This window comes from Gemmiger sp. An120 (genome assembly GCF_002160955.1).
In the GTDB taxonomy this organism is placed as follows: domain Bacteria; phylum Bacillota; class Clostridia; order Oscillospirales; family Ruminococcaceae; genus Gemmiger_A; species Gemmiger_A avium.
Map to the genome: position 1 here is coordinate 12227 of NZ_NFLN01000004.1, position 26298 is coordinate 38524.

Here is a 26298-nt window from a genome sequence, read left to right on the forward strand (position 1 = left end):
CTCTCCTTTCCTTTTTGCTTTTTACCCGTCAGGAACCAAAGAAATCCCGGCGGCGGGCTTTTTGCTGCGCTTCCCGCTGGGCGCGTTCGGCGGCCTGCCGTTCCTTTTCCAGCTGGCGCTGCAATGCCTGATTGGCGTTGCCCGCCCGGCATATACTGAACAGCACCCCCATCTGGGCCAGCAGCATCGTCAGACTGGTACCGCCGGACGAGAAGAACGGCAAACTGATGCCGGTGTTGGGGATGGTGTTGGTAACCACCGCGATGTTCAAAAAGACCTGCCAGGCGATCTGGGCGGTAATGCCGATGCCCAGCAGCGCGCCATACCGATCGGGGGCGTGCATGGACACCCAGGCGCACTGGATGATGAACGCCACAAACAGGCCGATGCACAAACAGGCGCCCACAAAGCCCAGCTCTTCGCAGAGCACCGCAAAGATAAAGTCGTTCTGTGCCTCGGGCAGCCAGAGGTTTTTCTGCATGCTGTTGCCGATGCCCACACCGAACAGCCCGCCGGACGCAATGGTATACAGGCTTTGGGCGGTCTGCATGGTACTGTTCAGAATGTCGGAAAAAGGGTCCAGCCAGCCGGCCAGTCGTTCTTCCACGTAGCCTTTCTGCACCAGAAAGAAGACCACGCCAACTGCTCCCACGCCGCCGGCGCCCAGAAACAGCCAGCGCAGGCTGGCCCCGCCCACCGCGATCGTGGTCATCAGGATGCAGACCATCAGCACCATGGCAGAATAGTGGGGCTCAAATTTCAGCAGCACCAGGATGGGCAGCACAAAAATCAGCGGCAGGATGATGCCGTACCACAGGGTGTGCACGCGCCGGTGATGGGCGTCCAGCAGATGGGCGCCGTACAAAATGACCGCGAACTTGGCGATCTCGCTGGGCTGAATGTTGGGCAGGCCGGGCAGACGGATCCAGCGGTGGTAGCCGTTCAGGTCCGGCAGGATCAGCACCAGCACCAGCAATCCCAGCGTTACGCCATAAAATGCCCAGGTCCATTGGCGCAGCCAGTGATAATCCACCATGGAGACAAACCAGGCCACGCCCAGGCCCAGCAATGCATAGAGAAACTGCGGCCCGATGTAGTAGAAGCTGTTGCCGCCGTGTTTATAATACGCGGTGACATAGCTGGCGCTGAACAGCATGATCAGGCCAAACACCATAAGCACCAGCAGGGTGACCACCAGATAGGGAGATACCTGGCCGGGATGCCGGTAGAAGAACCGGGGCCGGCGCAGGTGCGCCCGTTTGCGGGGGGCGGGCCGTACCCCGCGGTTTTGTGCCGTCGATGCCACGGCCGCACCTCCTTTTCAGAAAATCGGGCTGCAGCCCGTCAGCTCAGATACAGGAACACCACGCCCAGCAGAATCGCGCTGGCGGCCACAAAGCTGAAGGTGGCCACAATGCGCACCTCGCTCCAGCCGGAGAGCTCAAAGGAATGGTGAATCGGGGTCATTTTGAAGATACGCTTGCCATGGGTCAGCTTGAAGCAGGTCACCTGAATGACCACGCTGCCCGCCTCGCAGATATAGACAAAGCCCATGAAAACCAGCAGTTCGGGCCGGCCCATGCAGAAGGCCATGGCGGTGACCGCACCGCCCAGGAACATGCTGCCGGTGTCCCCCATAAAGGTCTTGGCGGGGTAGAAGTTCCAGACCAGGAATCCGGCCAGAGCGCCGCCCAGCGCCGCCGCGTACAGGGACAGTTCAAACATGCCCAGCAGGCCGGTGATGAGCAGATAGCCCACCATGACCACAAAGGTCACGCTGCTGGCCAGGCCGTCGATGCCGTCGGTCAAATTGACCGCGTTGACCATGAAGATAATCCCCAGAAACGCGATCGGGTAGAACGCCAGCCCCAGATCCACCGTGCCGAACACAGGCAGGGCTACCAGAGTGGTCAGGTTGCCGCTGTGGGCCAGAGACGCCATAAACATAACGGTGATAACCGCCTGAATGGCCATTTTCTGCCAGGCACGCAGGCCCAGGTTGCGATGGTGCACCACCTTGGAGAAGTCGTCCGCAAAGCCGACCAGACCAAAAGCGAAGGCGCTGAACATCACCTGCAGCACCCCGGTCAGGCTGCTGGGGGTAAACAGGCTGGGCTCCCGCAAAAACAGGGTAAGCAGCGCAAAGCACAGCCCCAGCGTGCTGCCCAAAATAAAGCACAGCCCGCCCATGATGGGGGTACCCTGCTTTTTCTTATGCCAGGTAGGGCCGATCTCCTTGATGGTCTGGCCCAGATGCAGCTTGCGCAGCATGGGCACGATAAAGCATCCGGAAGTGGCCGAGATCAGCGCCGCGCTCACCACGGCCACGATCAGGGAAATGGTTGTCATGGAAATCATTCTCCTTTTTTCTGCATCTGGTAAACCCGCTGCAAGATTGTTTCCAGCGCCATGCCGCGGCTGGCCTTTGCCAGCAGCCCGTCACCGGGGCGCAGCCAGGCAGCCAGACGGGCAGCGGCTTCCTCCGGGTCGGTGCAGTGCACCGCCTTCACCCCGGCTTCGGCGGCGGCCCGGGCGGTCAAGGCACTCTGCGGCCCATAGGCTACCAGATAGTTTACCCCGTTTTCTGCGGCCCAACGGCCGGTCTGGGTATGGGCTTCCTCGCTCACCGCGCCCAGTTCCAGCATATCGCCCAGCAGCGCCGCCCGGCGGGCCAGGGGCATCTGGCCGAACATGGTCAGCGAGGCTTTCATGCTGTCCGGGCTGGCGTTGTAGCAGTCCTCTACCACCGTGACGCCGCCGCAGTGCACAATATGCTGCCGCATGCCGGTGGCCTGATAATCTGCCAGGGCAGCCGCGGCCCGGGCCGGATCCAGCCCCAGACGGGTGGCCGCGGTCCAGGCGGCCAGCGCGTCCGCCACGTTATGGCGCCCGATCACCGGGATGCGGGCCTCGAACCGGCCAAACCGGCGGTCTTCAATGGTAAAGGCCTGGCCGCCGTCCTCATCCCGCACATCCAGCGCCCGCACGTCTGCGGAAAGGTCTCCCGCTGCGCTGAACCAGACCGGATGCAGCCGGCCGGGCACCTGCGCGCCGGGCAGCAGATCGTCGTCCCGGTTGAGAACCAGCGGCGCACCGTCCGGCAGGCCGGCGCAGATCTCCATCTTCGCTTTCAGAATATTCTCCCGGCTGCCCAAACTCTCCAGATGGGACACGCCGATGCAGGTGATAATACCAGCGGACGGGCGGGCGGCGCGGGTCAGCCGTTCGATCTCGCCCAGGTTGCTCATGCCCATCTCCACCACGCCGTAGCGGATGGTATCGTCCAGACGGAACAGGGTGTTGGGCAGGCCGATCTCGTTGTTCTGGTTGCCCTCGGTTTTCAGTGCCGGGCCAAAGGCGGACAGCACCGCGTAGCAGAATTCCTTGGTGGTGGTTTTGCCCACGCTGCCGGTGACCCCGATCAGGGTGGGAGAAAACAGGGTGCGGTAGTTGGCCGCCATACGCACCATGGCGTGATGGCTGTTGGCGCAGAGGATCAGCCGCTGGGCCGGGACACCCGGTACCGGGTGGTTGGCCACCACCCAGGCCGCCCCGTCCCGGATGGCGGCGGCGGCGTAGTCATGCCCGTCCACCTTCTGGCCGGGGAAACACACAAACACACAACCGGGAACGACCTTGCGGCTGTCGGTGACCACCGCGGTGACCGGGCTCCCGTCGGCCAGGCCTACCCCCGCCAGCAGATGATTGGCTGCGATCGGTTGCATACGATTCCCTCCTTGTTCGGGACAAACCGTCCCGGTAGTATGTGTAGCGGACAACCGGCCGGATTATTCCTCACCCGCGCCGGAATCGGTGGTGGTGATGGTAATCACCGTGCCCAGGGGCTGCTGGCTGTCCTTTTCCACGCTCTGGGCGGTGACCAGCCCGTTCTCCGGGCCGGAAACCGACACGTTGAATCCGGCAGCTTTCAGCATCTGGGAGGCAAACTCGCCCTGACGGCCCACCACATCCGGCACCGCGGCGGTCTGGTCCTCGGTGCTCTGGGTGTACAGATACACGGTGGAGCCAAGCGGAACCTTGGTGCCGGCGGCGGGCGACTGGTGGATCACCTGGCCGATGCCGTCCACCAGCTCGTGATCCAGGCCCTTGCTGTTCAGGGTGGACTGGGCCAGGATCCACTCGCTGGAGGAGTTGCCCAGCACCAGATTCGGCACCGTGACGGTGGAGGACAGGTTCGAGGTATCCTTTTCAAAGCCCATGTAGGGGCCGATCTCGCTGAGCATGTTGCCCACCAGCGGGGCGCTGATGGTGCCGCTGGTCTCAAAGGTATCGCTGCGCACATCATCCAGCATGACCAGCACGGCGATCTGGGGATCATCCACCGGCATAACGCCCACAAAGCTGTAACTTACATTATAACTCCCATCCTCGTTTGCGTCCACATCCAGTTTCTCACTGGTACCAGACTTGCCGCCGATGCGGTAGCCTGCCACGTACGCGTTGCGGCCGCTGCCGCCATCCACAACGCCCTCCATCATGCTGACCACCTGGCTGCTGACCTCTTCGCTGACCACCTGGCGTTTGGGTTCGGGGTCGATCTCCTCCACCAGGTTGCCGTTGCTGTCCAGAATGCTGGACACAAGATGCGGCTGCACCAGATACCCGCCGTTGACCACCGCGCAAACCGCCGTGATCATCTGGATCGGGGTGACCTTGTGGGTCTGGCCGAAGCTGCTGCTGGCCAGCTGCACCGGGCCCAGACTGGACAGGGTATGGGAGATACCGCTCTCCTCGCCGGGCAGGTCGATGCCGGTCTTTTCCCGGAAGCCGAAACCGTTGTAATATTCGTAGAACGCTTCAGAGCCCAGCCGCTGGGCAATCTGAATAAAAGCAATGTTGCAGCTGTTGTTCACCGCCTGACCCACCGTCTGGATACCGTGGGCCTTGTGGTTGTAGCAGGTGTAGGTCCGGTCCGCCACAGCATAGCTGCCCGGGCAGTTGAAGCTGGAGTTGGGAACGATAACACCCGCATCCAGCGCAGCCGCCGCCGTGGCCAGCTTGAAGACGGAGCCGGGCTCGTACAGCTCGGTGATGGCCTTGTTTTTCCACTGCCGTTCCCGGGCGGCACCCTGGGCTGTGGTAAACTCATCGCCGGACAGGCCGTCCAGCGTGGCGGCCAGGTCCTCGTCGTAGATGGTATAAGGATCGTTGGGGTCAAAGTCCGGCTTGCTGGCCATGCCCAGCACCGCGCCGGTGTTCACATCTATGGCGATGGCCACACCGCGCTCCTGCACGTCGTAGGTGTCGATGGCTTCGCTCAGGTATCGCTCCAGAATGGACTGGATGTTGATGTCCACCGTGAGTACCAGGCTCTTGCCGTCCTCTGCCGGATAGGTGGTGGCCTGGTCGTTGTCCACCTCATAGCCCCATCGGTTGCGCACCGTAACGGTGCGGCCGTCCACCCCGGCCAGCGTCTCATCGTAGTATTTTTCCAGGCCGTAGAAGCCGTCGCCGTCCGCATTGCAGAAGCCCAGCACACTGGCCAGGAACGCACCGCAGGGGTACTGGCGCACACTGGTCTGGGTGGTGATCACCGCCAGGTCCTTGTCAAAATCATTGACAAAGGCTTTGACCGCATCGGCGGTGGGTTTGTCCACACTCTTGGCCAGAACCTTGTAGCGGGTGGAGGTATCCGACAGCTTTTCGTATACCTCGTCCGCATCCAGATTCAGGATCTCGGCCAGCCCTTCGCTGGCCTCTGCGATCCCCTCCGGGTCGCAGACGGTGGGGTCGGCGGTAATGTCCCATACAGTTACACTGCGGGCCAGCACATTGCCGGTGGCGTCGTAGATGTTGCCGCGCTGGGCCGGCAGAGTGGCATCCAGGGTCTGCTGGGCTGCCGCCTCGGCCTGGTATTCGTCTCCCATGGTGATCTGCAGCCAGTACAGCCGCCCGATCAGCAGCCCAAAGCCCAGAACAATAAACAGCCCCAGCAAAACAGCGGTGCGCCGCGACAGAAGGCGGGGCACACCGGGCTGGGGTTCGGGTGGTGTGGGAGGTGTGATTTTGCGGGGAGGTGCCATAGGTGAAAGTACCATCCTTTCCGGCCATAGGCCGAGTAGGAAACGCCGCGCCGGGCGGCGAAAAGGACAACAAGCGTGCCGAAGCACGCTTGTCCGGTCCTGGTTTTGTTACGGATTGAGATAGTTCAGGATGCTCAGAGCCATCTCGCCGATCTGACGGGCAATCTTGTTCAGACCGCTGTCCGGGCGGGTGATCTGGCTCTCCTGCTCTACGGTTATGTAGGTAACCTGGCTGGGATCGATCTTCATCAGGCCCAGTTTGGCCGCGATCTCATCCACGTTGCTCTGGTTGGTGATGGCGTCCATCTGGCTGGTGAGATAGCTGTATTCGCTCTGGGCGGCAGCCAGCTGGCTTTCATACTTCTGGATATCAGCGGCCAGGGCCGACACCTGTGCCTGACTGAACAGGTAACTGCACAGCAAAGCCAGAAGGATCCCCCCCACCGCTACCATGCGGACCTGCCGAAGCACAACCCAAACCATACCGGTGCGGTTGCCTTTGGCTACACGCAGCGGCTGCTGTTTTTTGGCCTGCGGACGGTTTTCAAACACCGACAGGTCATAGGCAGTCTGAGGCATGAGGATCTCCTCCTTTCCGGATTGCTGAACAGGGTTTACAGTTTTTCAATGACCCGCAGTTTGGCGCTGCGGCTGCGGCGGTTTTCTTCCAGTTCCTGCGCGGCCGCTTCGATGGGCTTGCGGTTGACCAGACGGCCTTTCGCCTTGCCGCCGCAGACGCAGACCGGCAGTTCCGGCGGGCAGGTACAGGCGGTAGCCCACTGGCGGAACCGGTTTTTGACCAGCCGGTCCTCCAGGGAATGGAAGGTAATAATGGCGAACCGTCCGCCGGGATTGAGGGCTTCAAAGATACCGTCCAGCCCTTCGCTCAAGGCATCCAGCTCACCGTTCACAGCGATGCGCAGCGCCTGGAAGGAGCGGCGGCTGGGATTTTTGTCCTTGCGGCGCACCGCGGGCGGCAGCGCCGACGCGATGGTATCGGCCAGCTGCAGGGTGGTCAGGATGGGCTGGCGTTCCCGCAGCCGCACGATATGCCCGGCAATCGCCCAGGCATAGGGTTCCTCACCGTACTCCCGCAGGATGCGGGCCAGTTCTTCCCGGCTGGCGGTGTTGACCAGATCCGCGGCGGTGGGGCCGCTCTGGCTCATCCGCATATCCAGCGGCGCGTCCATCCGGTAGGAGAACCCCCGTTCCCCATCGTCCAGCTGATGGCTGGACACGCCCAGATCCAGCAGCGCGCCATCCAGCCCGTCGATGCCCAGCTGCCGCAGCACGGCGGGGGCATTGCGGAAATTGGACTGCACCACGGTAGCGGGCAGACCGGCCAGCCGCTGGGTAGCCACCTCAATGGCGTCCGGATCCTGGTCCAGGCTGATAAGGCGGCCGGTGGTCAGACGGCGGGCAATCGCACCGGAATGCCCGGCCCCGCCGGCGGTGCCGTCCAGATAAATGCCGTCCGGTTTGATGGCAAGCCCGTCCAGACATTCCTGCAGCAGCACGGGCTGATGGCTGAATTCCACGATGGCTTGTCCCCTTTCGGCTCAGAATGATCAGATGTCCAGTTCCTCCATGGTGGCCGCCAGTTTCTGGGTGTCCATGGTGATCTGTTCGTTATAAGCACGCCAGGAGCGGGTGTCCCAGATCTCGGCGTGGTTGCGGTTGCCGATGATGGTGACCTCCTTTTCCAGCCCGGCGTGGCGGCGCAGCACCGGCGGCAGCAGGATACGCCCCTGCTTGTCCGGCGTGACCTCCTCGGCGGCGGAAAACAAGAACCGCTGAATGTCGCGGCTTTTGGTCATGCCCTTGGCGGCAAAGGTGGCGGCCAGCTGCTCAAACTCGCTTTGGGAAAAAGCCACAAGGCAGCCGTCCAGCCAGCGGGTGACCACGAACCGCTCCCCCATTTCCTCCCGGAAACGGGCGGGGAAATTCAGGCGGCCCTTTGCGTCGATGGCGTAGTTGTACTCGCCCACCAGCATCGCGGCCCGCCTCCTTCCTCTTTGCGGCTTGTGAAGGGTATTTCCTGGATTTTAACCCACTTCTACCCACTTTTACCCACTTATATGGTTTATTATACTGAACAGCCCCCTAAAAAGCAATAGGCCCGGCGCAAAAAAGGCCGGGCCCGGATTGTCTATTTATGGCAGAATCTCGCCATTTTTGGCGTATTTATTCTCCGGTGTGAAAGATCGGTTACAAAAGTGGGACAAAGTGGTGAAGCCATCCCGCCCGCCAGCCAAAAGCACAAAAACCGGGATACCAAAAGCGGTATCCCGGTTTGTTTGTATGTCCGATCAGCCGTTCTTGGCGGCCTGGCGCAGATTGGTGCGCACGTTTTTCACCTCGGCTGCGCTGCGGGCCAGCTGCTCTTCGCTGGCGCGCAGCATATTGTCGCAGTACTCGGTGACGGTCTGGCGCATCTCCCGGGCCTGGCTCTGGGCCGTGGAGATGATCTCCGCCGCCCGCTGCTGAGCCGCGCGCACAACCTCCTGCTCGCCCACCAGGATGCGGGCACGCTCTTCCGCCTTTTTGATGATGCCCTCGCTCTCCCGCTTGGCACTGGCAATGATCTCGCCCCGGTCCTGCACGATGGCCTTGGCCTGGCGGATCTCATTGGGCAGGTTCAGACGGACCTCGTCGATCAGGTCCCGCACCTTCTCCACATCCACAGCACGCTTGCCGCCGCTGAAAGGCAGGCCCGCCCCTTCTTCCAGGGTCTCCTCCATCATGTCCAGCAATTCGTCGATGTTCATAGGTCTGCACTCCTTTTCTGATAGCGGGTCACCAGCACGGTGCCGTATCGGTATTGTTTGATTTTTTCCAGCCCGGCGGCCTCATCCGGCAGATCGGCGGCCAGCTCACTCTCGCAGAGCACCGTGCCGCCCGGCTCCATATGCGCCGCCAGCAGCGGCAGGATCTCGGCCAAAGTGCCGTGCCGGTAGGGCGGATCCAACAGCGCCAGATGGAAGGTATCCTGGGTGCGGGCCAGGAACTTGTCCGCCTCGCCCCAGACCACCTGCGCCTGGTTCTCCACGCCGGCAGCCCGGCAATTGCGCTTGACCACCTCTACGGCAGGGCGGCTGCTGTCCACAAAGACGCAGCGGGCCGCGCCGCGGCTCAGCGCCTCGATGCCCAGCTGACCGCTGCCCGCAAACAGATCCAGTACCCGGGCCCCGGGCAGCAAAAACTGCAGGGCACTGAACATGCCTTCCTTGACCCGGTCAATGGTAGGCCGGGTCACATCCTCGCCGGGCAGGGTTTCGAGGCGGGTGCCCCGGGCGCTTCCGGAAATCACGCGCATGGTTCATACCTCCTTGGGCGCCCCGTCTTGGGGGCATGTTTCATTATGGGGGCTGTCGGACGGCTTGTCAAGAGCCGTTTGGGGATGAAAATGGGCAAATATCGCCTGGGCCGTTACCGGGCCCACCCCCGGCGTTTCACAAAGCTGCTCCACCGAAGCCTCCCGCACGGCGGCCACGGTACGGAATTTGACCAGCAGCGCCTTGGCGGCGGCAGGGCCTACCCCCGGCACCTCGGTCAGGCGGGAGGAATAGGACTTTTTCTTCTGGGCCTGCCGCTGATACGAAATGGCAAACCGGTGCACCTCGTCCTGGATCGAGGTAATAAAGGTGAAGATCCCCCGGTGCATGCTGATCGTGATTTCCTCCCCGCCCGGTGCCACGATGGCCCGGGTACGGTGGTGATCGTCCTTGACCATGCCGAACAGCGGCACATCCGCCAGCTTGGTACCGGCCAGCACCGCCTGCACCGCGCTCACCTGGCCCCGGCCGCCATCCAGCAGGATCAGGTCAGGCTTTTGAGCAAAGGAACCGGCGGCATCCGACTTTTCGTACTCGGCGGCACGGCGGCTCAGGGTCTCGGCCATGCTGGCATAGTCGTCGGTGCCCAACACGGTGCGCATCTTGAAGCGGCGGTAATCGCTCTTTTTGGGCTTTCCCTCTTCAAACACCACCATGCCGCAGACGCTGGTGCCCTCGCCCCAGTTGGAAATGTCGTAACTCTCGATCCGGTGGGGCGGCGCGGCCAGGCCCAGCACCTGAGCGGTCTCGTCCAGCAGGCGCTCCTGCTTGCCGTAACGGCCGCTCTCCCGGGCCAGCCGCTCCACCGCGTTGGTGTAGGCCATGGTGACCAGCTTGGCCACGTCCCCTTTCTGGGGTACATACAGATGCACCTTGGCGCCCCGGGTCTGCTCCAGCAGCTGAGCCAGGGCGTCGGCGTCCTCCGGCAGGGCATCCACCGCAATGGTGCGGGGGATCTCCTCCCCGTCCAGATAATAGCGGGAGAGGAACTCCTCCCGCACACCGTCCGCGTCGGCGGTGTCGTGGAACACAAATTCCCGCTTGTCCGCCAGGCGGCCCCGGCGGTACCGCAGCACCGCGGCGCAGACCGCCCGGGTGGTGGCGGCCAGGGCGATCACATCCATCTGGGTGCGCTCGTCCACCACCACCTTCTGCCCTTCGCTGACCTTGCGGATGGCGGCCAGCTGATCCCGGATCAGGGCAGCCTGTTCAAAGTCCAGCCTCTCGGCGGCGGCGTTCATCCGTTCCTCCAGGTTTTTGATGATCTCTTTTTTGCCGTAGCGGATCATATGCACCGCCCCGGCCACGGCCTCGTTGTAGGCTTCCCGGCTGATCTTGCCGCTGCACAGACCCATGCATTTGCCGATATGGGCATTCAGGCAGGGACGGCCCTTGCCGATGTCCTCCGGAAACCGGCGGTTGCACCGGGGCAGTTGAAAGCAGTCCTGGGCCGTTCCCACCATCTCCCGCACCGCGAAGCTGGAGGTAAAGGGGCCGATATACTCGGCGCCGTCCTCCTCTTTCTGCAGCACGGCGGACAGGCGGGGATAGGCTTCCCGGGTAACGCGCACATAGCTGTAGCCCTTGTCATCCTTGAGCAGGATGTTGTACTTGGGGGTATGGGCCTTGATCTGGCTGGCCTCCAGCACCAGCGCCTCGAACTCGCTCTGGCAGACGATCACGTCAAATTCAAAGGCGTTTTCGATCATGCGGGTGACCTTGGCGTCGTGGGGCACCCCCTCCCGGAAATACTGGCTGACCCGGGTGCGCAGGCGCTTGGCCTTGCCGATATAGATGATGACCCCCTCCGCGTCCCGGATGATATACACGCCGGGCAGCAGGGGCAGCATGCAGGCTTTCTGGTACAGCTGGGCTTTGGTCATGGGCAAAAGGCTCCTTTTGCTGAAAATTGGGGAAAGCAAAGAGCGGGCAGCCGCCGGGCCGCCCGCTCATGACATGGTATCGGATTATTCGGCAAAACCGCTGTTGACCAGCTTAACCAGACCTTCCACGGCAGCCTGCTCATCGGCGCCGTCGGCAATGATCCGGATCGAGGTGCCGCCCACGATGCCCAGGCTCAGAACGCCCAGCAGGCTCTTGGCGTTGACGCGGCGCTCTTCTTTTTCCACCCAAATGGAAGACTTGTACTCGTTGGCCTTCTGAATGAAGAAGGTAGCGGGACGAGCGTGCAGACCGACCTGATTTTCTACAGTGACTTCTTTAACAAACATGGTTCCTTCGCTCCTAATTCTCATCGTAGATTTGGGTTTGAGAGCCCCATTGCATGGTATAATTTTATAACATCGCCCCCGCCTTGTACAGGGGTTTTGGGCAATTTTGTCAGTTCTCCGAATCTTGGCTTTTTGAAAAACGCCGCATTTGTACAACTTCACCAGTTAGTTTTTCACAAGCTTGGCCAGATAGTCAAAGGTTTTCAACATCTTTCCACAATTGGCGAACACTGTATCAGGTTTTGTTGTTTTTCGCCTGCCAGGCGGCATACAGATCGGGGCGGCGGGCCCGGGTGCGTTCCAGGCTCTGCTGGGCACGCCATTTCTCGATATTGGCATGGTGCCCGGTAAGCAGAACCGGCGGCACGGCACGGCCCTGCCAGACCTCCGGCCGGGTGTACTGGGGATATTCCAGCAGGCCGTTCCAGTGGCTTTCCTCCTGGTATCCCTGGGGCTCAGCCAGCACGCCGGGCTGCAGCCGCAGCACGCTGTCCGCCACTACCAGCGCGGCCAGTTCCCCGCCGGTGAGCACGTAATCCCCGATGCTGATTTCCTCGTCGCCAATCTCCTGGATCACCCGCTCGTCCATGCCCTCGTAGTGGCCGCAGACCAGCAGCAGGTTGTCGTAGGTGGCCAGGCGGCGGGCATGGCCCTCGTCATAGCGAGCGCCGGCGGCGGTCATAAAGACGATATGAGGACGGGGGCGGCCATACAGCCAGTTCTGCCGGATGATGGCCCGGCAGCAGTCATAAATCGGCTGGGCGTTCATCACCATGCCGCAGCCGCCGCCGTAGGGGTAGTCGTCCACCTGCTTCTGTTTGTTCAGGGTATAGTCCCGGATCTGGTGGCAGTGGGTCTCGATCAGGCCCTTGCGGGCCGCCCGGCCCAGGATGCTCTCGTTCATATAGGCCTGGCACACGTCCGGGAACAGGGTGGCGATGTCAATGCGCATCATTCGGCTTCATCTCCGTTCTGGGCAGCGCCGAACATGCCGGGGATCGGCCGCACCCGGATATAGCCCTCCTCCGGGCATTTTTCCACCAGGAATTCCGCCACGCCGGGGAACCGGTACTCGGCGCCGTCCTCCGCCTTGACGGTATAGATGTCCTGGGCAGCGGGATGGCTGATGTCGCTTACCGTGCCGTAGCAGCGGCCGGTATCCGCGTCCAGCACCTGACAGCCCAGCAGGTCCTGAATAAAGCAGGCACCTTTGGGCAGGCGCAGATCCCCCCGGGCGGCCCAGAGCACACGGCCCACCAGGGCCCGGGCGGCGTCCATATCGGACACACCCTCCAGCCGGAGCAGGCCCATGTTCTTATGGGGACGCAGGCCGGTGACCTGCATCTCCCCTTCCCCCTGCCCGGAGCGGTATACCCGCTTCAGCCGGCCCAGAAAGGCCACACTGTCACACCAGAGTTCCAGTTTCATTTCGCCGGTGACCCCGTGGGGCGCCACGATCCGGCCGATCTCCAGATATTGCTGCATAACGGCTCCTTTGTTCACAAACAAAAAAGCCTTTTGCACGGGGCAAAAGGCTTTTGATCCTGCGGCCGGGATCAGTCGATCTCGACCATTACCTTGTCGCCCTGACGGACGGCAGCCGCCCGCATGACAATGCGGATGGCTTTTGCGATACGGCCCTGCTTGCCAATGACACGGCCCATGTCCCCTTCGGCCACATGCAGGTGATAGACGATGGTGCCGTCCTCTCGGGGGGCATCCACAGTGACCTGCACGGCGTCCGGCTCATCCACCAGCCCTCTGGCAACGGCCAGCAACAGCTCCTGCATGGATCGTACCTCCGTTTTTGGGTTACAGAATGTTGGACTTCTTCAGCAGCACGCGCACGGTGTCGGTGGGCTGAGCGCCGGTGGCGATCCACTTCTTGGCCTTCTCGGCGTCGATGTTCACAACAGCGGGCTCCTTGGTGGGATCGTAGTAGCCGATCTCCTCAATGAAGCGGCCATCGCGGGGGAAGCGGCTATCCGCCACAACCACACGATAGAAAGGAGCCTTCTTGGCGCCCATGCGGCGCAGTCTGATCTTAACAGCCATGATACGTTACCTCCTGTAAATGTGTCGGCCCGGTTCGGGCGCGGTAAAGAAAATGTATAACACCCGCACCGCCTGGCGGCCTGGGGCATACCGAATAAATTGTAAAGGGCTTTTAGCGCGGCATCATGCCGCCCATGCCCATCCGCCGGCCAAAGGCCTTGGGATTCTTCTTGAACTGCTTCATGAGCTTCTGCATCATCTCATACTGACGCAACAGCTTGTTGACCTGCTCCACCGTGGTGCCGCTGCCCGCGGCGATCCGGCGCTTGCGCTTGGGATTGATGATGGCGGGCTTTTCCCGCTCGGCGGGGGTCATGCTGTAGATGATGGCCTCGATCTGAACGAACGCCTTGTCGTCCACCTGGCTGGGGTCGATCTTGTTGCCGCCGGGCAGCATGCTCAGCAGGGCCGCGGCGCCGCCCATCTTCTTCATCTGGGCAAGCTGGGCCAGCATGTCGTTCATATCGAACTTGTTTTCCATCAGACGGCGGGCGGTTTCCTCCGCCTGCTTGTCGTCCTGGGCCTGCTGGGCTTTCTCGATCAGGGTGAGCACATCGCCCATGCCCAGGATTCGCCCGGCCATGCGGCCCGGATGGAAGACCTCCAGGTCGTCCAGCTTTTCGCCGGTGCCCTGGAACTTGATGGGTTTGCCGGTGACCGCCTTGACGCTGAGCGCCGCGCCGCCCCGGGTGTCGCCGTCGGTCTTGGTGAGGACGATGCCGTCCACCTCCACCGCCTCGTTGAAGGCCTTGGCCACGTTGACCGCGTCCTGGCCGGCCATGGCGTCCACCACCAGCAGAACCTCGTCCACTGTGACGGCTTCCTTGATGCGGCCCAGCTCGGCCATGAGGGCCTCGTCCACATGCAGACGGCCGGCGGTATCCAGAATCACGATGTCGTTGCCGTGATCCTTGGCATGAGCCACCGCCTTGGCGGCGATCTCCTCAGGCTTGGCCTGGCCCAGTTCAAACACCGGAACACCGGCCTGGGCGCCCACCACCTTCAACTGGTCGATAGCCGCAGGACGGTACACGTCGCAGGCTACCAGCAGCGGGCGGTGGCCCTGCTTCAGGAACCACTTGCCCAGCTTGGCGGCATGGGTGGTTTTACCGTTGCCCTGCAGGCCGCACATCATGATGACCGTGGGGGGCTTGGACTTGATGTGGATGCGGGCGGCTTCCTGACCGCCCATGAGCTCGGTAAGCTCTTCGTTGACGATCTTGACCACCTGCTGGGCGGGGGTCAGGCTTTCCATGACCTCCTGCCCCATGGCGCGCTCGGTAACCTCGTTGCAGAAGTCCTTGGCAACCTTGAAGTTGACGTCGGCTTCCAGCAGGGCCATGCGCACTTCCCGCATGGCAGCCTTGACGTCCGCCTCGGTCAGCTTGCCTTTGCCGCGCAGTTTTTTGAATACACCGGCCAGCCGGTCGGAAAGGGATTCAAATGCCATATCGTTTCCTCGCTGCCCTTACTCGCTGATATGCTCGATCAGTGCCAGCATCTCGCTGGTGGCCTTGTCGATCTCCTCGCTCATGGCGTAGGAGGTGGAGTTGTAGAAGCGGATGTCCCGCGTCAGCTTTTCCAGCTGGGCAACACCCTCCTGCACGGCCCGGTACCGGCGGGCAAATCCCACCTTTTCTTCCAGTTCCAGCAGAATGCCCTCGCCCCGCTTGATGGAGTCCCGCACACCCTGCCGGGTGATGCCGAAGTTATCCGCGATCTCCGCCAGGGACAGATCGTCGTTGTAATACTGCTCCATCACGTCGCGCTGCTTCTCGGTGAGGACTTCGCCGTAGAAATCCAGCAGGTACGAGATCTCCAGATTCTTGGCCACGGCCGCGCCCTCCTCCTCTGCATTTCTGTAAAGCGTTTCACTTTACAGTTGCAAATTATACCAGACGGGCACCGGCCTGTCAAGGGGAGAGGGGCAAATATTTTCGGTTTTTCGGGTTTTTGTGCTTGCTGGAGTGGGCCAGGCGCTTGACGGCGCAAAAACGATGGAATAAGATACTATAATAAAGGGGCAAATGCCGAAAGGAGGCGCCGCCATGGAGGTTCTGAACAGCTACTATCCGGTGCTTTACCGCTGCCCGGTGGTAAAGCTGGGGGGTTACGCCGCCCAAAACCGGCTGCGCGGCGAGATTCTGGCCTATCTGGATTTCGGCGGGGCCACCGGCAGCGCCAAGGACGGTCTGGCGGAGAGCATGCTGGCCCTGGCCACGGAACGGGGCGACCTGGCCCCGGGCCAGACGGTGGTGGAGGCCAGCAGCGGCACCTTTGGGGCGGCGCTGGCCCTGGCCTGCCGGGTAAGCGGCCATCCTATTACTTTAATAGTACCCCGCACCCTGGACGCGGAGCGGATGAGTTATCTGCGGGGTCTGGGGGCAAAGCTGCTGTACTCCTCCCCGCTGGACGGCCGCCGGGGTATGGAGCAGCTGGCACGCCAGACGGCCGAAAGCTGCGGCGGCTACTACATGGACTATTTTGCCAACGATGACAACCCGGAACACCACCGGCGGGTGACCGGCCCGGCGATTCTGAAAGCCACCGGCGGGCAGATCGACGCGGTGGTGGCCGGCGTGGGCAGCGGCGGCACTGTGACCGGCGTGGGCGAACACATCCGCGCCTGGCATGACCATATCAAGATCGTGGCGGTGGAACCCTATGAAAGCCAGGCCATCGGCGGCGGTTTTGTGGGCAAACACGGTATTCCCGGCCTGGGGGCCGGCTTTGTACCCGCCAACTACAATCCCTATGTGGTGGACCTGGTGATGGCGGTGACCAGCGGCGACGCCCAGCGCGCCGCCCGGGAGGTTCTGCTGACCGACGGCATCCCCGCCTGCCCCAGCGCAGGCGCCGTGCTGTTTGCGGCCCGGCAGCTGATTGAAAAAGGCAAGGCCCGCCGTCCGCTGTGCATCTTCAGCGGACGGGTGACCTATGACTGATTTTATTGAGGGAGAGGGAGTATATACCATGATACCGGAACACTACCGGAAGATGCTGGGGCAGAAATCGGCCATTCGGGAGATTTTTGCCTACGGCATGGAGCGGGCCAAGGTGATCGGCCCGGAAAACGTATTTGACTACAGCCTGGGCAATCCGTCGGTTGCGCCGCCGGAACAGTTCACCCAGGCCATGCTGGATCTGCTGCAGACCAGCGATCCCCTGACCCTGCACGGCTACAGCCCCAGCCTGGGCATCGAGAGCGTGCGGCAGGCCATCGCGGATTCACTGCGGCGGCGGTTCGGGATCGCCTACGAAGCCCGGCACATCTTTCCCACCACCGGCGCGGCGGGGGCGGTGGCCCACGCGCTGCGGGCGGTGGGCCGTCCCGGCGACCGGGTGCTGACCTTTGCGCCGTTCTTCCCGGAGTACCGACCCTATGTGGAGGGCGCAGGGCTGCGGCTTGAGGTGGTACCCGCCCATGTGGAGGACTTCCAGATCCAGTTTGACGAGTTGGAAAAGCGGCTGGCCCCCGATGTGGCGGCGGTGCTGATCAACACCCCCAACAACCCCAGCGGCGTGGTGTACACCGAGGCGACTCTGCGCCGCCTGGCCGCCCTGTTGAAAGAAAAGCAGCGGGAATGGGGCCAGCCCATCTACCTGATCAGCGACGAACCCTACCGGGAGATCGTGTTCAGCGACGAGCCCGCCCCCTACCCGGCCGCGCTTTATCCCAACACCCTGACCTGCTACTCCTTCAGCAAATCGCTGAGCCTGCCGGGGGAACGGATCGGGTATGTGGCCGCCGGGCCGGACTGCGCCGAGGCGGAAACCATCATCGAGATCTGCGGGCAGATTTCCCGGGGCACCGGCCACAACTGCCCGCCTTCCATCATTCAGCTGGCGGTGGCCCGCTGCCTGGACGTGACCAGCGATCTGCGTGTCTACCGCACCAACCGGGATATCCTGTACAAGGAGCTGACCGATCTGGGCTTCACCTGTGTGGAGCCGGGCGGCACCTTCTATATCTTCCCGAAAGCGCTGGAGGCGGACGCGGGGGCTTTCTGCAAAAAGGCCCTGCAGTACGACCTGCTGCTGGTTCCGGGGGACAGCTTCGGCTGCCCGGGGTATTTCCGGATGGCCTACTGCATCGACACCGACAAGGTGCTGCGCAGCCTGCCGGCCCTGCGCAAACTGGCGGCGGAGTACCGCTAAAGACACAAACGAACAGGCGCGCTGCCTTGAGCAGCGCGCCTGTTTTTTATTCTGTGTGCGAATCAGCTGAGCAGGGGCTTGAGGGCCGCCGCCAGGGCGTCCTTCTGGGCCTCAGCCTCGGCCAGATCCTTACCCAGGGTGGTGAAGTAGGTCTTGATCTTGGGCTCGGTGCCGCTGGGACGGACCACCACCGAAGCGCCGCCCTCCAGGGCATAGATCAGCACGTTGGCGGCGGGCAGGTCGATGGGCTCCACCGCACCGGTGGCCAGATCGGTCTTGGTGCGGGCCTGGTAGTCGGCCACCGACACCACCTTGTAGCCGGCAAACTCGGCGGGCGGGTTCTGGCGCAGGTTCTGCATGATACCGGCCATCTTGTCCATGCCGGACAGGCCCGGGAATTCAAAGCTGTCCACCTTGTTCAGGTAGCGGCCGTACTGGGCATAGATGCGCTCCAGCTCTTCCTTGATGGAAGAACCAATGCTGCGGTAGTAGGCAGCCATCTCGCAGATCAGCATGCTGCCGATCACGGCGTCCTTATCCCGCACGTAGCTGCCCGCCAGATAGCCGTAGCTCTCCTCGAAGCCGAAGATGAACCGCTCCACCTGACCGGCGGCCTCCAGACGGGCGATCTGGTCGCCGATCCACTTGAAGCCGGTGAGCACGTTGCGGCACTCGACCCCGTAATGGGCGGCCACCACGTCCGCCAGCGGGGTGGACACGATGCTCTTGACCATGACCGGATCCTTGGGCATGGTGCCGTTCTCGATGCGGGCGGCGCAGATGTAGTCCAGCAGCAGCACGCCTACCTCGTTGCCGCTGAGCAGCTCATAGCTGCCGTCCTTGCAGCGCACGGCGATACCCACACGGTCGGCGTCCGGGTCGGTGGCCAGCATCAGATCGGCGCCGCTCTTTTCAGCCAGTTCCAGGCCCAGGCGCAGCGCCTCGAAGATCTCCGGATTGGGATAGGGGCAGGTGGGGAAGTTGCCGTCCGGATCTTTCTGCTCGGGCACGATGGTGATATCGGTGATGCCGATGTCGTGCAGCACCCGGGTGACCGGCACCAGGCCGCTGCCGTTCAGCGGGCTGTACACCAGCTTGAGCCCGGCGGTGGCGCACAGGCCCGGGCGCACGCTGCGGGCTTTGATGGCGTCGTACAGGGCCTCGTAGCAGGCGTCCTCCACATACTGGATCAGGCCGGCGGCCATCCCCTCCTCAAAGGGCATGGTCTTGGCGCCGGTGAGCACGTCGGTCTTCTGGATTTCGGCATAGACGATGTCGGCGGCCTCGTCGGTCATCTGGCAGCCGTCCGGGCCATAGGCCTTGTAGCCGTTGTACTTGGCCGGGTTGTGGCTGGCGGTAACCATGATGCCCGCGTTGCACTGATAGTACCGGGTGGCAAAGCTCAAAGCGGGCACCGGCATCAGCGCCTTGTAGATGCGAACCTTGACCCCGTTGGCGGCCAGCACTTCGGCGGCAGCCTTGGCGAACACATCGCTCTTGATGCGGCTGTCATAGCTGATGGCGACGGTCTGGGTGCCGCCCTGGGTCTTGACCCAGTTGGCCAGGCCCTGGGTGGCCTGCCGCACCACATATACGTTCATCCGGTTGGTACCCGCGCCGATAACCCCTCGCAGACCGGCGGTACCGAACTTGAGCGCCACGGCAAACCGGTCCTGGATCGCCTCGTCATCCCCGCGCACGGATTCCAGCTCGGGTTTCAGGTCGGCGTCGTCCAGATCGGCGGCAAGCCAGCGTTCATACTCTTCCTGATACATGGCAATTACCCTCTTTCTGTGGATTCTGAGCATTGCAGATAGGTTTTCTATCTACTATTTTATAGACAGCCGGGGGGATTGTCAATTCGCACTTGTGGATTTTGGCAGGGCGCTCTATACTTATTTTAACAGAATGTGCGGGAGGGTCTGCCATGTTTGCCAGGGTGAACAGCTTCGGGATACACGGGCTGGAGGGATTTCTTGTAACGGCCGAAGCCGACCTGAGCGGCGGGCTGCCCCAGTTTGCCATTGTGGGCCTGCCGGACAGCGCCGTCAAGGAGGCGGCCGACCGGGTGCGCAGCGCCAGCAAGAACCTGGGATTCGGCTGGCCGGCCGGGCGGATCACGGTGAACCTGGCCCCGGCCCACCGGAAAAAAGCCGGGCCGGTATACGATCTGCCCATCCTGCTGGGCATCCTTTGCGCGGCCGGACAGCTGCCGCCCCCGCCGCCGGACTGCGCCTTTGTGGGCGAACTGGCCCTGGACGGGGCGGTGCGGCCGGTAAACGGGGTACTGCCCATGGCGCTGCATGCGGCCGCCTGCGGCGTCCGGCAGCTGTTTGTGCCCGAGGCCAACGCCCGGGAAGCCGCCGTGGCAGAGGGGCTGACCGTTTACGGGGTAACCAGCGCCCGACAGGTGGCGGATCATCTGCGGGGTGAGGCGCCGCTGACCCCGGTGGAACCTCTTGCCTACGCAAGCGCCCCTGCCGGGGATCTGCCGGATTTTGCCGACGTGCACGGCCAGGCGGAAGCCCGCCGGGCTATGGAGGTGGCCGCGGCAGGCGGGCACAACATCCTGCTGATCGGCCCGCCGGGCACCGGCAAAAGCATGCTGGCCAAGCGTCTGCCCGGCATCCTGCCACCCCTGACGCGGGAAGAAGCGGTGGAGGTGACCCAGATCTATTCGGTAGCCGGGCTGCTGCCCGCAGGCAGCGGGCTCATGACCCGGCGGCCGTTCCGCAGCCCCCATCACAGTGTGAGCGCCACTGCACTGGCAGGCGGCGGCTCCAGCCCCCGGCCCGGCGAGGTGAGCCTGGCCCATGACGGGGTGCTGTTTCTGGACGAACTGCCGGAATTCAGCCGGGACGCGCTGGAGATTCTGCGCCAGCCTGTGGAGGACGGCCAGGTAACGGTGAGCCGGGTGGCGGGCAGCGCCACCTATCCCAGCCGGTTTTTGCTGGCCGCCGCCATGAACCCCTGCCGGTGCGGGTATTTCGGCCATCCCACCCGGGCCTGCACCTGCCCGCCCAGCGCCATTGACCGGTACCGGCAGAAGATCAGCGGCCCGCTGCTGGACCGGATCGACCTGCATGTGGAGGTGGCCCCGGTGGAGTACGAGGATCTGGCCGATACCGCCGGAGGCGAGAGCAGCGCCGCCATTCTGGCCCGGGTGCTGGCCGCCCGTGAAATCCAGGCTGCCCGGTACGCCGGCACCGGTGTGCGCTGCAACGCCCAGCTGCCCCCTGCCCTGCTGCGCCGGTACTGCACAACCACCCCGGCCGCCGCTTCCCTGCTGCGGGAGGCGTTCCGGGCCATGGGGCTCAGCGCCCGGGCCTACGACCGCATTTTAAAGGTGGCCCGCACCATTGCCGATCTGGCGGGCGCGGACCGCATCGGTGAGGAGCATCTGGCCGAAGCGCTGCAGTACCGCAGCCTGGATCGGAAATACTGGTACACCGAATAATCGCTTCCCCGGCGGAACTGTCCGCCGGGATTTTTTGTTTATCGGAATAATTTTATTGTTTTTCGATAAAAATATATTGATTTTCAATTTTTGCTGTGGTATAGTATCGCCAGAGGATATCCCCACTCAAGGAGGAATCGACTATGAAAATCACAAGTAAACAGAGCATCCGGCTGTCCCAGGTGTGCGTGCTGGTGTTTGCCGTGCTGCTGGCGGCTTTGGATCTGGGCTGTTACTGGGCGGTGGACTGGTTCATCGGCACCCGGCCGGTACTGCTGGGGTTCGGTGTGCGGGAAGGGATTCTGATGATGGCCACCATCTACCTGGGCAGCATCCCCGCCTGGATTTTGCTGGTCAATCTGCACCGGCTGCTGGGGGCACTGGCCGCCGGGCAGGTATTCATATCGGCCAACGTGGCAAGGCTGCGCCGGGTAAGCTGGTGCTGCATGGCGGCCTGTCTTTTGTGCCTGGTAAGCGCCTGGTACTACCTGCCCTGGCTGCTGGTAGCGGTAGCGGCGGGTTTTATGGCCCTGATTGTGCGGATTGTAAAGAACTGTTTTGCCCAGGCCGCCGCCATGAAGGACGAACTGGACTTTACCATTTGACGCCGGGGAGGGAATGTGCTTATGTCCATCCGAATCAACCTGGATGTCATGATGGCCCGCCGTCACATCGCCGCCGGCGATCTGGCGGATCGGATCGGGATTACCCCGGCCAATCTGTCCATCCTGAAAAACAACAAAGCCAAAGCGGTACGGTTTTCCACCCTGGAAGCCCTGTGCCGGGAGCTGGACTGCCAGCCCGGCGACATTCTGGAATACCTGCCGGATGAGGAGGAAACACCATGAAACACTATCGATGGCTTCTGATCGTACTTTGCCTTCTTCTGGCACTGACCGGCTGCGGGGCCCGTTCCCTGCAGGGCGAAGCTTCCCGCGCACTGGAACTGGATCTGAGCGCCGGAACAGCTGTATCCGAACGTGATACCCACGGCGGCTTTCACGGGGACGGCATGTCCTTCCTGAAGCTGTCGTTTCCGGACGATGCGCTGGCCGATGTCATCGCGGCCGATACGGCCTGGAATCCGCTGCCTCTGTCCAATGTGACCACCGCGCTGGTATATGGGCTCAGAAGCGAAGAGGACGGCTCCGACCTGGGCTGGGGCCCTTACCTGACCGATGAGCAGGGCGAACCGCTGGTAAGCCCGGCGGTGGAAAACGGCTGGTACCGGTTTATCGACCGGCATTCCCAAAGCTATGATTCCACCGATGAAAGCGAAGTGCTGGAACGCGGTTCCTTTAACTTTACCCTGGCGCTCTACGACGCCGACCGGAATGAACTGTATTATCTGACCCTGGACACCTGATAAGGAGAATCCCTATGGAAAACCGCATGCAAGAGGGCGCGGGGCGTCCCCTCTATTCAAGTGCGCCTCAAACCGATCCCTCGCCGCGTCCGGCCGCACCGGCTGTACCGGTTCGCTCTCCGTTTACCGCCGCACCCGCCGAGCTGTGGGCCGCACTGGGCAGCTATCTAGTTGGCTTTTTGTACATTCAGCTGTTCAATATTGGCGACAACCGTATTGCCCTGTTTGCCGTAATTTTCTGCGCCGGGGTAGAGCTTTTCTGCCGTGCCATGGGCCACACAAAAGTTCCCGCTGAGAGCTGGTTCTGGCTGGTCTGCCTGGGGCTGGTCGCCCTAAGCATTGGCTTGTGGGGCAACAACGGCCGCACGGTAGGCGGTTGGGATCTGCTGGCCCTGCACGGGTTGGCTGTCTACTGGACTTTGAGCCGCACCGGCGCGCTGGCCGAGGGCAGCACCGGCCCGATGATCTGGCTGGATCTGCTGCGTGGGTTCTTTGCTTATCCGTTCGGCGGCTTTTTCCTGCGTATCCGCACCCTATTCCACCGCATCCGACGCACCAAACCTGGAAAAGGGTTGCCCGGAGTTCTGATTGGCCTGGCAGCCGCGGTACCTCTGCTGCTGGTGGCGTATGAACTTCTGGCCGCAGTAGACGGGCACTTCGCCGCGCTGATGCAGCTGACCCTGGATTGGAGCTGGCTAAACACGGAGCTGCTGGTTCGGCTGTTGCTCAGCCTGCCGGTAGGTGCCTGGCTGTACGGTCTGGCGGCATCCTGCCTGCGGAACAAGCAAGATCCCGCCATCTGCACCGAATTGCGCGGCGCTGCCGAGGAGCTGCGCACCCTCCCAAACAGTACAATTTGTATATTGCTTACAGCATTAAACGGATTGTATCTGATTTTCTTTGTTTTGCAGGGCAGTTATCTGCTGGGCGGGTTCTTCGGCCATCTCCCGGACGGCTTCACCGCGGCCGAGTACGCGGTCAGCGGGTTTGAGGAAGTCTGCCGCCTGATGCTGCTGAACATGGCGGTGCTGGGCGGCTGCGCCAAGCTCAGCCGGGTACCCCTGCGCCGCAGCCGGGCGCTGCAGGCACTGGGCGGCGCCCTGTGCGGATTCAGCCTGTTGTTTGTGGCGGTGGCCGGGGCCAAGCTGGCGCTGTACATCGGCCGGTTCGGCCTGACGCCCCGCCGGGTGCTGGCTGCCTGGTTTATCCTGGTACTGGGGGCCTGGGCCCTGATCGCCCTGCTTACCCTGCTGCGCCCGATCCGTGCCATCCGGCTGGCCGTGTGGGTAACGGCGGCAGCCTTTGCCCTGCTCTGCCTGTCCCATCCGGACGGCTGGATCGTGCGGGGCAACATCTCCCTTTATGCCCACGGTGTGGTGGACACCCTGGACGCGGACGTGATCGGGCAGTGCCAGGGCTGGGATAACCGGACGGAACTTGCCCAGCCTCTGCTGGACTGCGGCTGGATGCTGGGCCGCACCGAAGAGGAACTGGTGGATATGCTGGGCTATCAGGGTTATTCCGGCGGCAATACGCTGTACTGGCAGCTGGATGGCGGCCAGCGATTGACCGTAACCCTCGACCCCTCCACCGGTCTTTCAGATCGGGCCGAGATCCGCTGAATAGTTTTTTCATCCTTTTCTCACCGGCTGTTTGCAGAATCCACACATCGGCGGCGTATACTGCCTGCAGACCGGATAAGGTCATCCCGGAAGGGATGGCCTTTTCTTTTGCAAAGGAGCGTGGCACATTGATCCAAGTGGAGCATCTGACCCGCCGCTACGGGTCGCAAGTTGCGGTAAAGGATTTGTCCTTTACGGTTCCCACCGGGCAGATCTGCGGTCTGCTGGGGCCCAACGGCGCCGGCAAAACCACCACCATGAACGTGCTGACCGGGTATCTCTCCGCCAGCGAGGGCCGTGTGATCATCAGCGGGCATGATATTCTGGAAGAGCCCATGGAAGCACGGCGTCAGCTGGGATACCTGCCCGAGCAGCCGCCCCTCTATCCGGAAATGACGGTGGAGGAATACCTGCGCTTTGTGGCCGAATTGCGCCGGGTGCCCCGCACCCAGCGGGCCGAACAGGTGCGCAAAGCCATGAACCGGGTGGCAGCCGCCGATATGGCCCATCGCCTGATCCGCAACCTGTCCAAAGGGTACCGGCAGCGGGTAGGCCTGGCCGCCGCGCTGCTGGGCGACCCGGAAGTGCTGATTCTGGACGAGCCCACCGTGGGGCTGGATCCGGCGCAGATGATTGAGTTTCGCGCCCTGATCCGCCAGCTGGGCCGCAAGCATACCGTAATTCTGTCCAGCCACATTCTGAGCGAGGTAAGCGCCGTGTGCGACCAGGTGCTGATTCTGTCCCACGGGCAGCTTACGGCGCAGGGAACCCCGGATCAGCTGGCCGAACAACTGGCCGACCGCACCCGTCTGCAGGTACTGGTACTGGGAAATGCCGAAATCGCCGCCCGGGCGGTGCATGGTCTGGACGGCGTACAGGAGGTGCATGCTGAAGAGGAAAACGGCAAAACGCGGCTGGAAATCACCCTGAACGCCGGTGCGGACCAGAAACAGCAGGCCGCCGTCAGCCTGGCTCTGGCAGCCGCCGGCTGCGCGGTGCTGCATATGGAGACCGAGGCTCTGAGCCTGGAGGATGTGTTCCTGCAGCTGACCGAATTTGATCCCCAGGAAGAGGATCCCCCGGAACCGCCTGAAGCAGACGAGGACGGCTATGAGGATGACGTGGTTGAGCCGGATGAGGAGGAAGGAGGTCCGCAGCCGTGATTGCCATATTCAAGCGGGAGTGGAAAAGCATCTTCAGCGGTATGCTGGGGTATTCCCTCTGTGCGGCCTATGTACTGGTAGGCGTGCTGTATTTCTGGGTATACAACCTGCTGAACCTGTACCCGGACTTCGGTTATACCCTGTACAGCACCACCTTTGCCATGCTGGTGTTTATCCCTATCCTGACCGTGCGCAGCCTGGCGGAAGAACGCCGCGCCCGCACCGATCAGCTGCTGCTCACCGCGCCGGTAGGGGTGCCCTCCATCATACTGGGCAAATACCTGGCCATGGTGGCCGTATTCACCGTGCCGGTGGCGGTGCTGGGGCTGTGCCCGCTGGTGATGCGGATGTACGGCATCGTCAGCCTGGCCAAGGCCTACGGGGCACTGTTCGGCTACTGGCTGCTGGGCTGCGCCGGTATCGCCATCGGGCTGTTTTTAAGCGGTCTGACCGAAAACACCATTCTGGCGGCCCTGTCCACCTTCGGGGTGCTGCTGCTGAGCTATCTGATGCCCGGCATCCAGACCCTATTTACGGTGGGAAGCCTGCTGGCACTGGGCGTGTTCGGTCTGCTGGCAGCCCTGGCCGGCCTGCTGGCCGGCATCCGAAGCCGCAGCCTGACCTTCGGCATGCTGGTTTTTCTGGGGCTCTGCCTGGCGCTGGGGCTGCTGTACGGCCTGCAAAGTGCCGCGCTGACCAGCGCGTTTTCGGCCCTGCTGGGGGCACTGGGGCTGTTTACCCCCTTTGAGAGTTTCATCTACGGTATCTTCAGCATCCCGGCTGTTCTCTATTATGTAAGCATCGCGGCGCTGTTTCTGTTCCTGGCGGGCCAGGGGCTGGAAAAACGCCGCTGGAACTGAAAGGAGG

General features: G+C 62.6%; 27 protein-coding genes. 9 read left to right on the forward strand and 18 right to left on the reverse strand.

The window, feature by feature from the left end:
- Positions 1-28 precede the first annotated feature (28 nt).
- The 17 genes from B5E65_RS04790 to ylxM form a co-directional block, all read right to left on the reverse strand.
- Complete coding sequence (locus tag B5E65_RS04790; protein WP_242957481.1) at positions 29-1306, reverse strand: FtsW/RodA/SpoVE family cell cycle protein; 1278 nt, start codon at positions 1304-1306, stop codon at positions 29-31.
- A 38-nt stretch (positions 1307-1344) separates the two neighbouring features.
- Positions 1345-2349 carry a phospho-N-acetylmuramoyl-pentapeptide-transferase gene (mraY, locus tag B5E65_RS04795; protein ID WP_087170636.1) on the reverse strand — a complete coding sequence of 335 codons (1005 nt, stop codon included), beginning with the start codon at positions 2347-2349 and terminating at the stop codon, positions 1345-1347.
- 5 nt (positions 2350-2354) lie between these two features.
- The gene (locus B5E65_RS04800; protein ID WP_087170637.1) at positions 2355-3725 is read right to left on the reverse strand and encodes a UDP-N-acetylmuramoyl-tripeptide--D-alanyl-D-alanine ligase; all 1371 of its coding nucleotides are present in this window, start codon (positions 3723-3725) and stop codon (positions 2355-2357) included.
- Between the two features lie 63 nt (positions 3726-3788).
- Entirely contained in the window at positions 3789-6044 is a 2256-nt protein-coding gene (locus tag B5E65_RS04805; RefSeq protein WP_158098521.1) for a penicillin-binding transpeptidase domain-containing protein, read from the reverse strand.
- 108 nt (positions 6045-6152) lie between these two features.
- Positions 6153-6623 carry a hypothetical protein gene (locus B5E65_RS04810; protein ID WP_087170639.1) on the reverse strand — a complete coding sequence of 157 codons (471 nt, stop codon included), beginning with the start codon at positions 6621-6623 and terminating at the stop codon, positions 6153-6155.
- Positions 6624-6658: 35 nt separating this feature from the next.
- Positions 6659-7582 carry a 16S rRNA (cytosine(1402)-N(4))-methyltransferase RsmH gene (gene rsmH, locus B5E65_RS04815; RefSeq protein ID WP_087170640.1) on the reverse strand — a complete coding sequence of 308 codons (924 nt, stop codon included), beginning with the start codon at positions 7580-7582 and terminating at the stop codon, positions 6659-6661.
- A 30-nt stretch (positions 7583-7612) separates the two neighbouring features.
- Positions 7613-8038: a division/cell wall cluster transcriptional repressor MraZ gene (gene mraZ, locus B5E65_RS04820; RefSeq protein WP_087170641.1), complete on the reverse strand. Its 426-nt coding sequence runs from the start codon at positions 8036-8038 to the stop codon at positions 7613-7615.
- 315 nt (positions 8039-8353) lie between these two features.
- Positions 8354-8812 carry an ATPase gene (locus tag B5E65_RS04825; RefSeq protein WP_087170642.1) on the reverse strand — a complete coding sequence of 153 codons (459 nt, stop codon included), beginning with the start codon at positions 8810-8812 and terminating at the stop codon, positions 8354-8356.
- Positions 8809-9360 carry a 16S rRNA (guanine(966)-N(2))-methyltransferase RsmD gene (gene rsmD / locus B5E65_RS04830; protein ID WP_087170643.1) on the reverse strand — a complete coding sequence of 184 codons (552 nt, stop codon included), beginning with the start codon at positions 9358-9360 and terminating at the stop codon, positions 8809-8811. Before rsmD ends, B5E65_RS04825 begins: the two co-directional genes overlap by 4 nt.
- 3 nt (positions 9361-9363) lie before the next feature.
- Positions 9364-11262 (reverse strand): excinuclease ABC subunit UvrC, encoded by a 1899-nt coding sequence (uvrC, locus tag B5E65_RS04835; RefSeq protein ID WP_087170644.1) that lies wholly within the window; start codon positions 11260-11262, stop codon positions 9364-9366.
- Positions 11263-11346: 84 nt separating this feature from the next.
- A complete protein-coding gene (locus tag B5E65_RS04840) occupies positions 11347-11610 on the reverse strand; it encodes an HPr family phosphocarrier protein (protein ID WP_087170645.1) in 264 nt (87 codons plus the stop codon).
- Between the two features lie 235 nt (positions 11611-11845).
- Entirely contained in the window at positions 11846-12565 is a 720-nt protein-coding gene (gene trmD / locus B5E65_RS04845; RefSeq protein WP_242957482.1) for a tRNA (guanosine(37)-N1)-methyltransferase TrmD, read from the reverse strand.
- Entirely contained in the window at positions 12562-13095 is a 534-nt protein-coding gene (gene rimM / locus B5E65_RS04850) for a ribosome maturation factor RimM (RefSeq protein WP_087170646.1), read from the reverse strand. Before rimM ends, trmD begins: the two co-directional genes overlap by 4 nt.
- A 71-nt stretch (positions 13096-13166) precedes the next feature.
- Positions 13167-13400, reverse strand: coding sequence for a KH domain-containing protein (locus B5E65_RS04855; protein WP_087170647.1), 234 nt, complete (start codon positions 13398-13400; stop codon positions 13167-13169).
- Between the two features lie 22 nt (positions 13401-13422).
- Positions 13423-13665 carry a 30S ribosomal protein S16 gene (gene rpsP / locus B5E65_RS04860; protein WP_087170648.1) on the reverse strand — a complete coding sequence of 81 codons (243 nt, stop codon included), beginning with the start codon at positions 13663-13665 and terminating at the stop codon, positions 13423-13425.
- 112 nt (positions 13666-13777) lie between these two features.
- Positions 13778-15115: a signal recognition particle protein gene (ffh, locus tag B5E65_RS04865; RefSeq protein WP_087170649.1), complete on the reverse strand. Its 1338-nt coding sequence runs from the start codon at positions 15113-15115 to the stop codon at positions 13778-13780.
- Between the two features lie 18 nt (positions 15116-15133).
- Positions 15134-15499 (reverse strand): YlxM family DNA-binding protein, encoded by a 366-nt coding sequence (gene ylxM / locus B5E65_RS04870; protein WP_087170650.1) that lies wholly within the window; start codon positions 15497-15499, stop codon positions 15134-15136.
- Positions 15500-15713: 214 nt separating this feature from the next.
- Here ylxM and B5E65_RS04875 point away from each other — a divergent pair, with 214 nt between their 5' ends.
- Positions 15714-16610 carry a PLP-dependent cysteine synthase family protein gene (locus B5E65_RS04875; protein WP_087170651.1) on the forward strand — a complete coding sequence of 299 codons (897 nt, stop codon included), beginning with the start codon at positions 15714-15716 and terminating at the stop codon, positions 16608-16610.
- A gap of 28 nt (positions 16611-16638) precedes the next feature.
- A complete protein-coding gene (locus B5E65_RS04880; protein ID WP_087170652.1) occupies positions 16639-17823 on the forward strand; it encodes a pyridoxal phosphate-dependent aminotransferase in 1185 nt (394 codons plus the stop codon).
- 62 nt (positions 17824-17885) lie between these two features.
- Here B5E65_RS04880 and B5E65_RS04885 read toward each other — a convergent pair whose 3' ends face one another.
- The gene (locus tag B5E65_RS04885) at positions 17886-19598 is read right to left on the reverse strand and encodes a phospho-sugar mutase (RefSeq protein ID WP_087170653.1); all 1713 of its coding nucleotides are present in this window, start codon (positions 19596-19598) and stop codon (positions 17886-17888) included.
- A gap of 152 nt (positions 19599-19750) precedes the next feature.
- On the opposite strand from B5E65_RS04885, the gene B5E65_RS04890 reads away from it, so the two are divergent.
- From B5E65_RS04890 to B5E65_RS04920, 7 genes are all read left to right on the forward strand, one after another.
- A complete protein-coding gene (locus B5E65_RS04890) occupies positions 19751-21280 on the forward strand; it encodes a YifB family Mg chelatase-like AAA ATPase (protein WP_087170654.1) in 1530 nt (509 codons plus the stop codon).
- Positions 21281-21423: 143 nt separating this feature from the next.
- The gene (locus tag B5E65_RS04895; RefSeq protein WP_087170655.1) at positions 21424-21885 is read left to right on the forward strand and encodes a DUF2975 domain-containing protein; all 462 of its coding nucleotides are present in this window, start codon (positions 21424-21426) and stop codon (positions 21883-21885) included.
- 21 nt (positions 21886-21906) lie between these two features.
- A complete protein-coding gene (locus tag B5E65_RS04900) occupies positions 21907-22128 on the forward strand; it encodes a helix-turn-helix domain-containing protein (RefSeq protein ID WP_087170656.1) in 222 nt (73 codons plus the stop codon).
- Positions 22125-22646 carry a hypothetical protein gene (locus B5E65_RS04905; RefSeq protein ID WP_087170657.1) on the forward strand — a complete coding sequence of 174 codons (522 nt, stop codon included), beginning with the start codon at positions 22125-22127 and terminating at the stop codon, positions 22644-22646. The genes B5E65_RS04900 and B5E65_RS04905 overlap by 4 nt, the downstream gene beginning before the upstream one ends.
- A gap of 14 nt (positions 22647-22660) precedes the next feature.
- Positions 22661-24268 carry a DUF4153 domain-containing protein gene (locus B5E65_RS04910; protein ID WP_087170658.1) on the forward strand — a complete coding sequence of 536 codons (1608 nt, stop codon included), beginning with the start codon at positions 22661-22663 and terminating at the stop codon, positions 24266-24268.
- Positions 24269-24405: 137 nt separating this feature from the next.
- Positions 24406-25431: an ABC transporter ATP-binding protein gene (locus tag B5E65_RS04915; RefSeq protein WP_242957486.1), complete on the forward strand. Its 1026-nt coding sequence runs from the start codon at positions 24406-24408 to the stop codon at positions 25429-25431.
- Complete coding sequence (locus tag B5E65_RS04920) at positions 25428-26291, forward strand: ABC transporter permease (RefSeq protein WP_087170660.1); 864 nt, start codon at positions 25428-25430, stop codon at positions 26289-26291. The genes B5E65_RS04915 and B5E65_RS04920 overlap by 4 nt, the downstream gene beginning before the upstream one ends.
- The last annotated feature ends 7 nt before the right edge of the window (positions 26292-26298 follow it).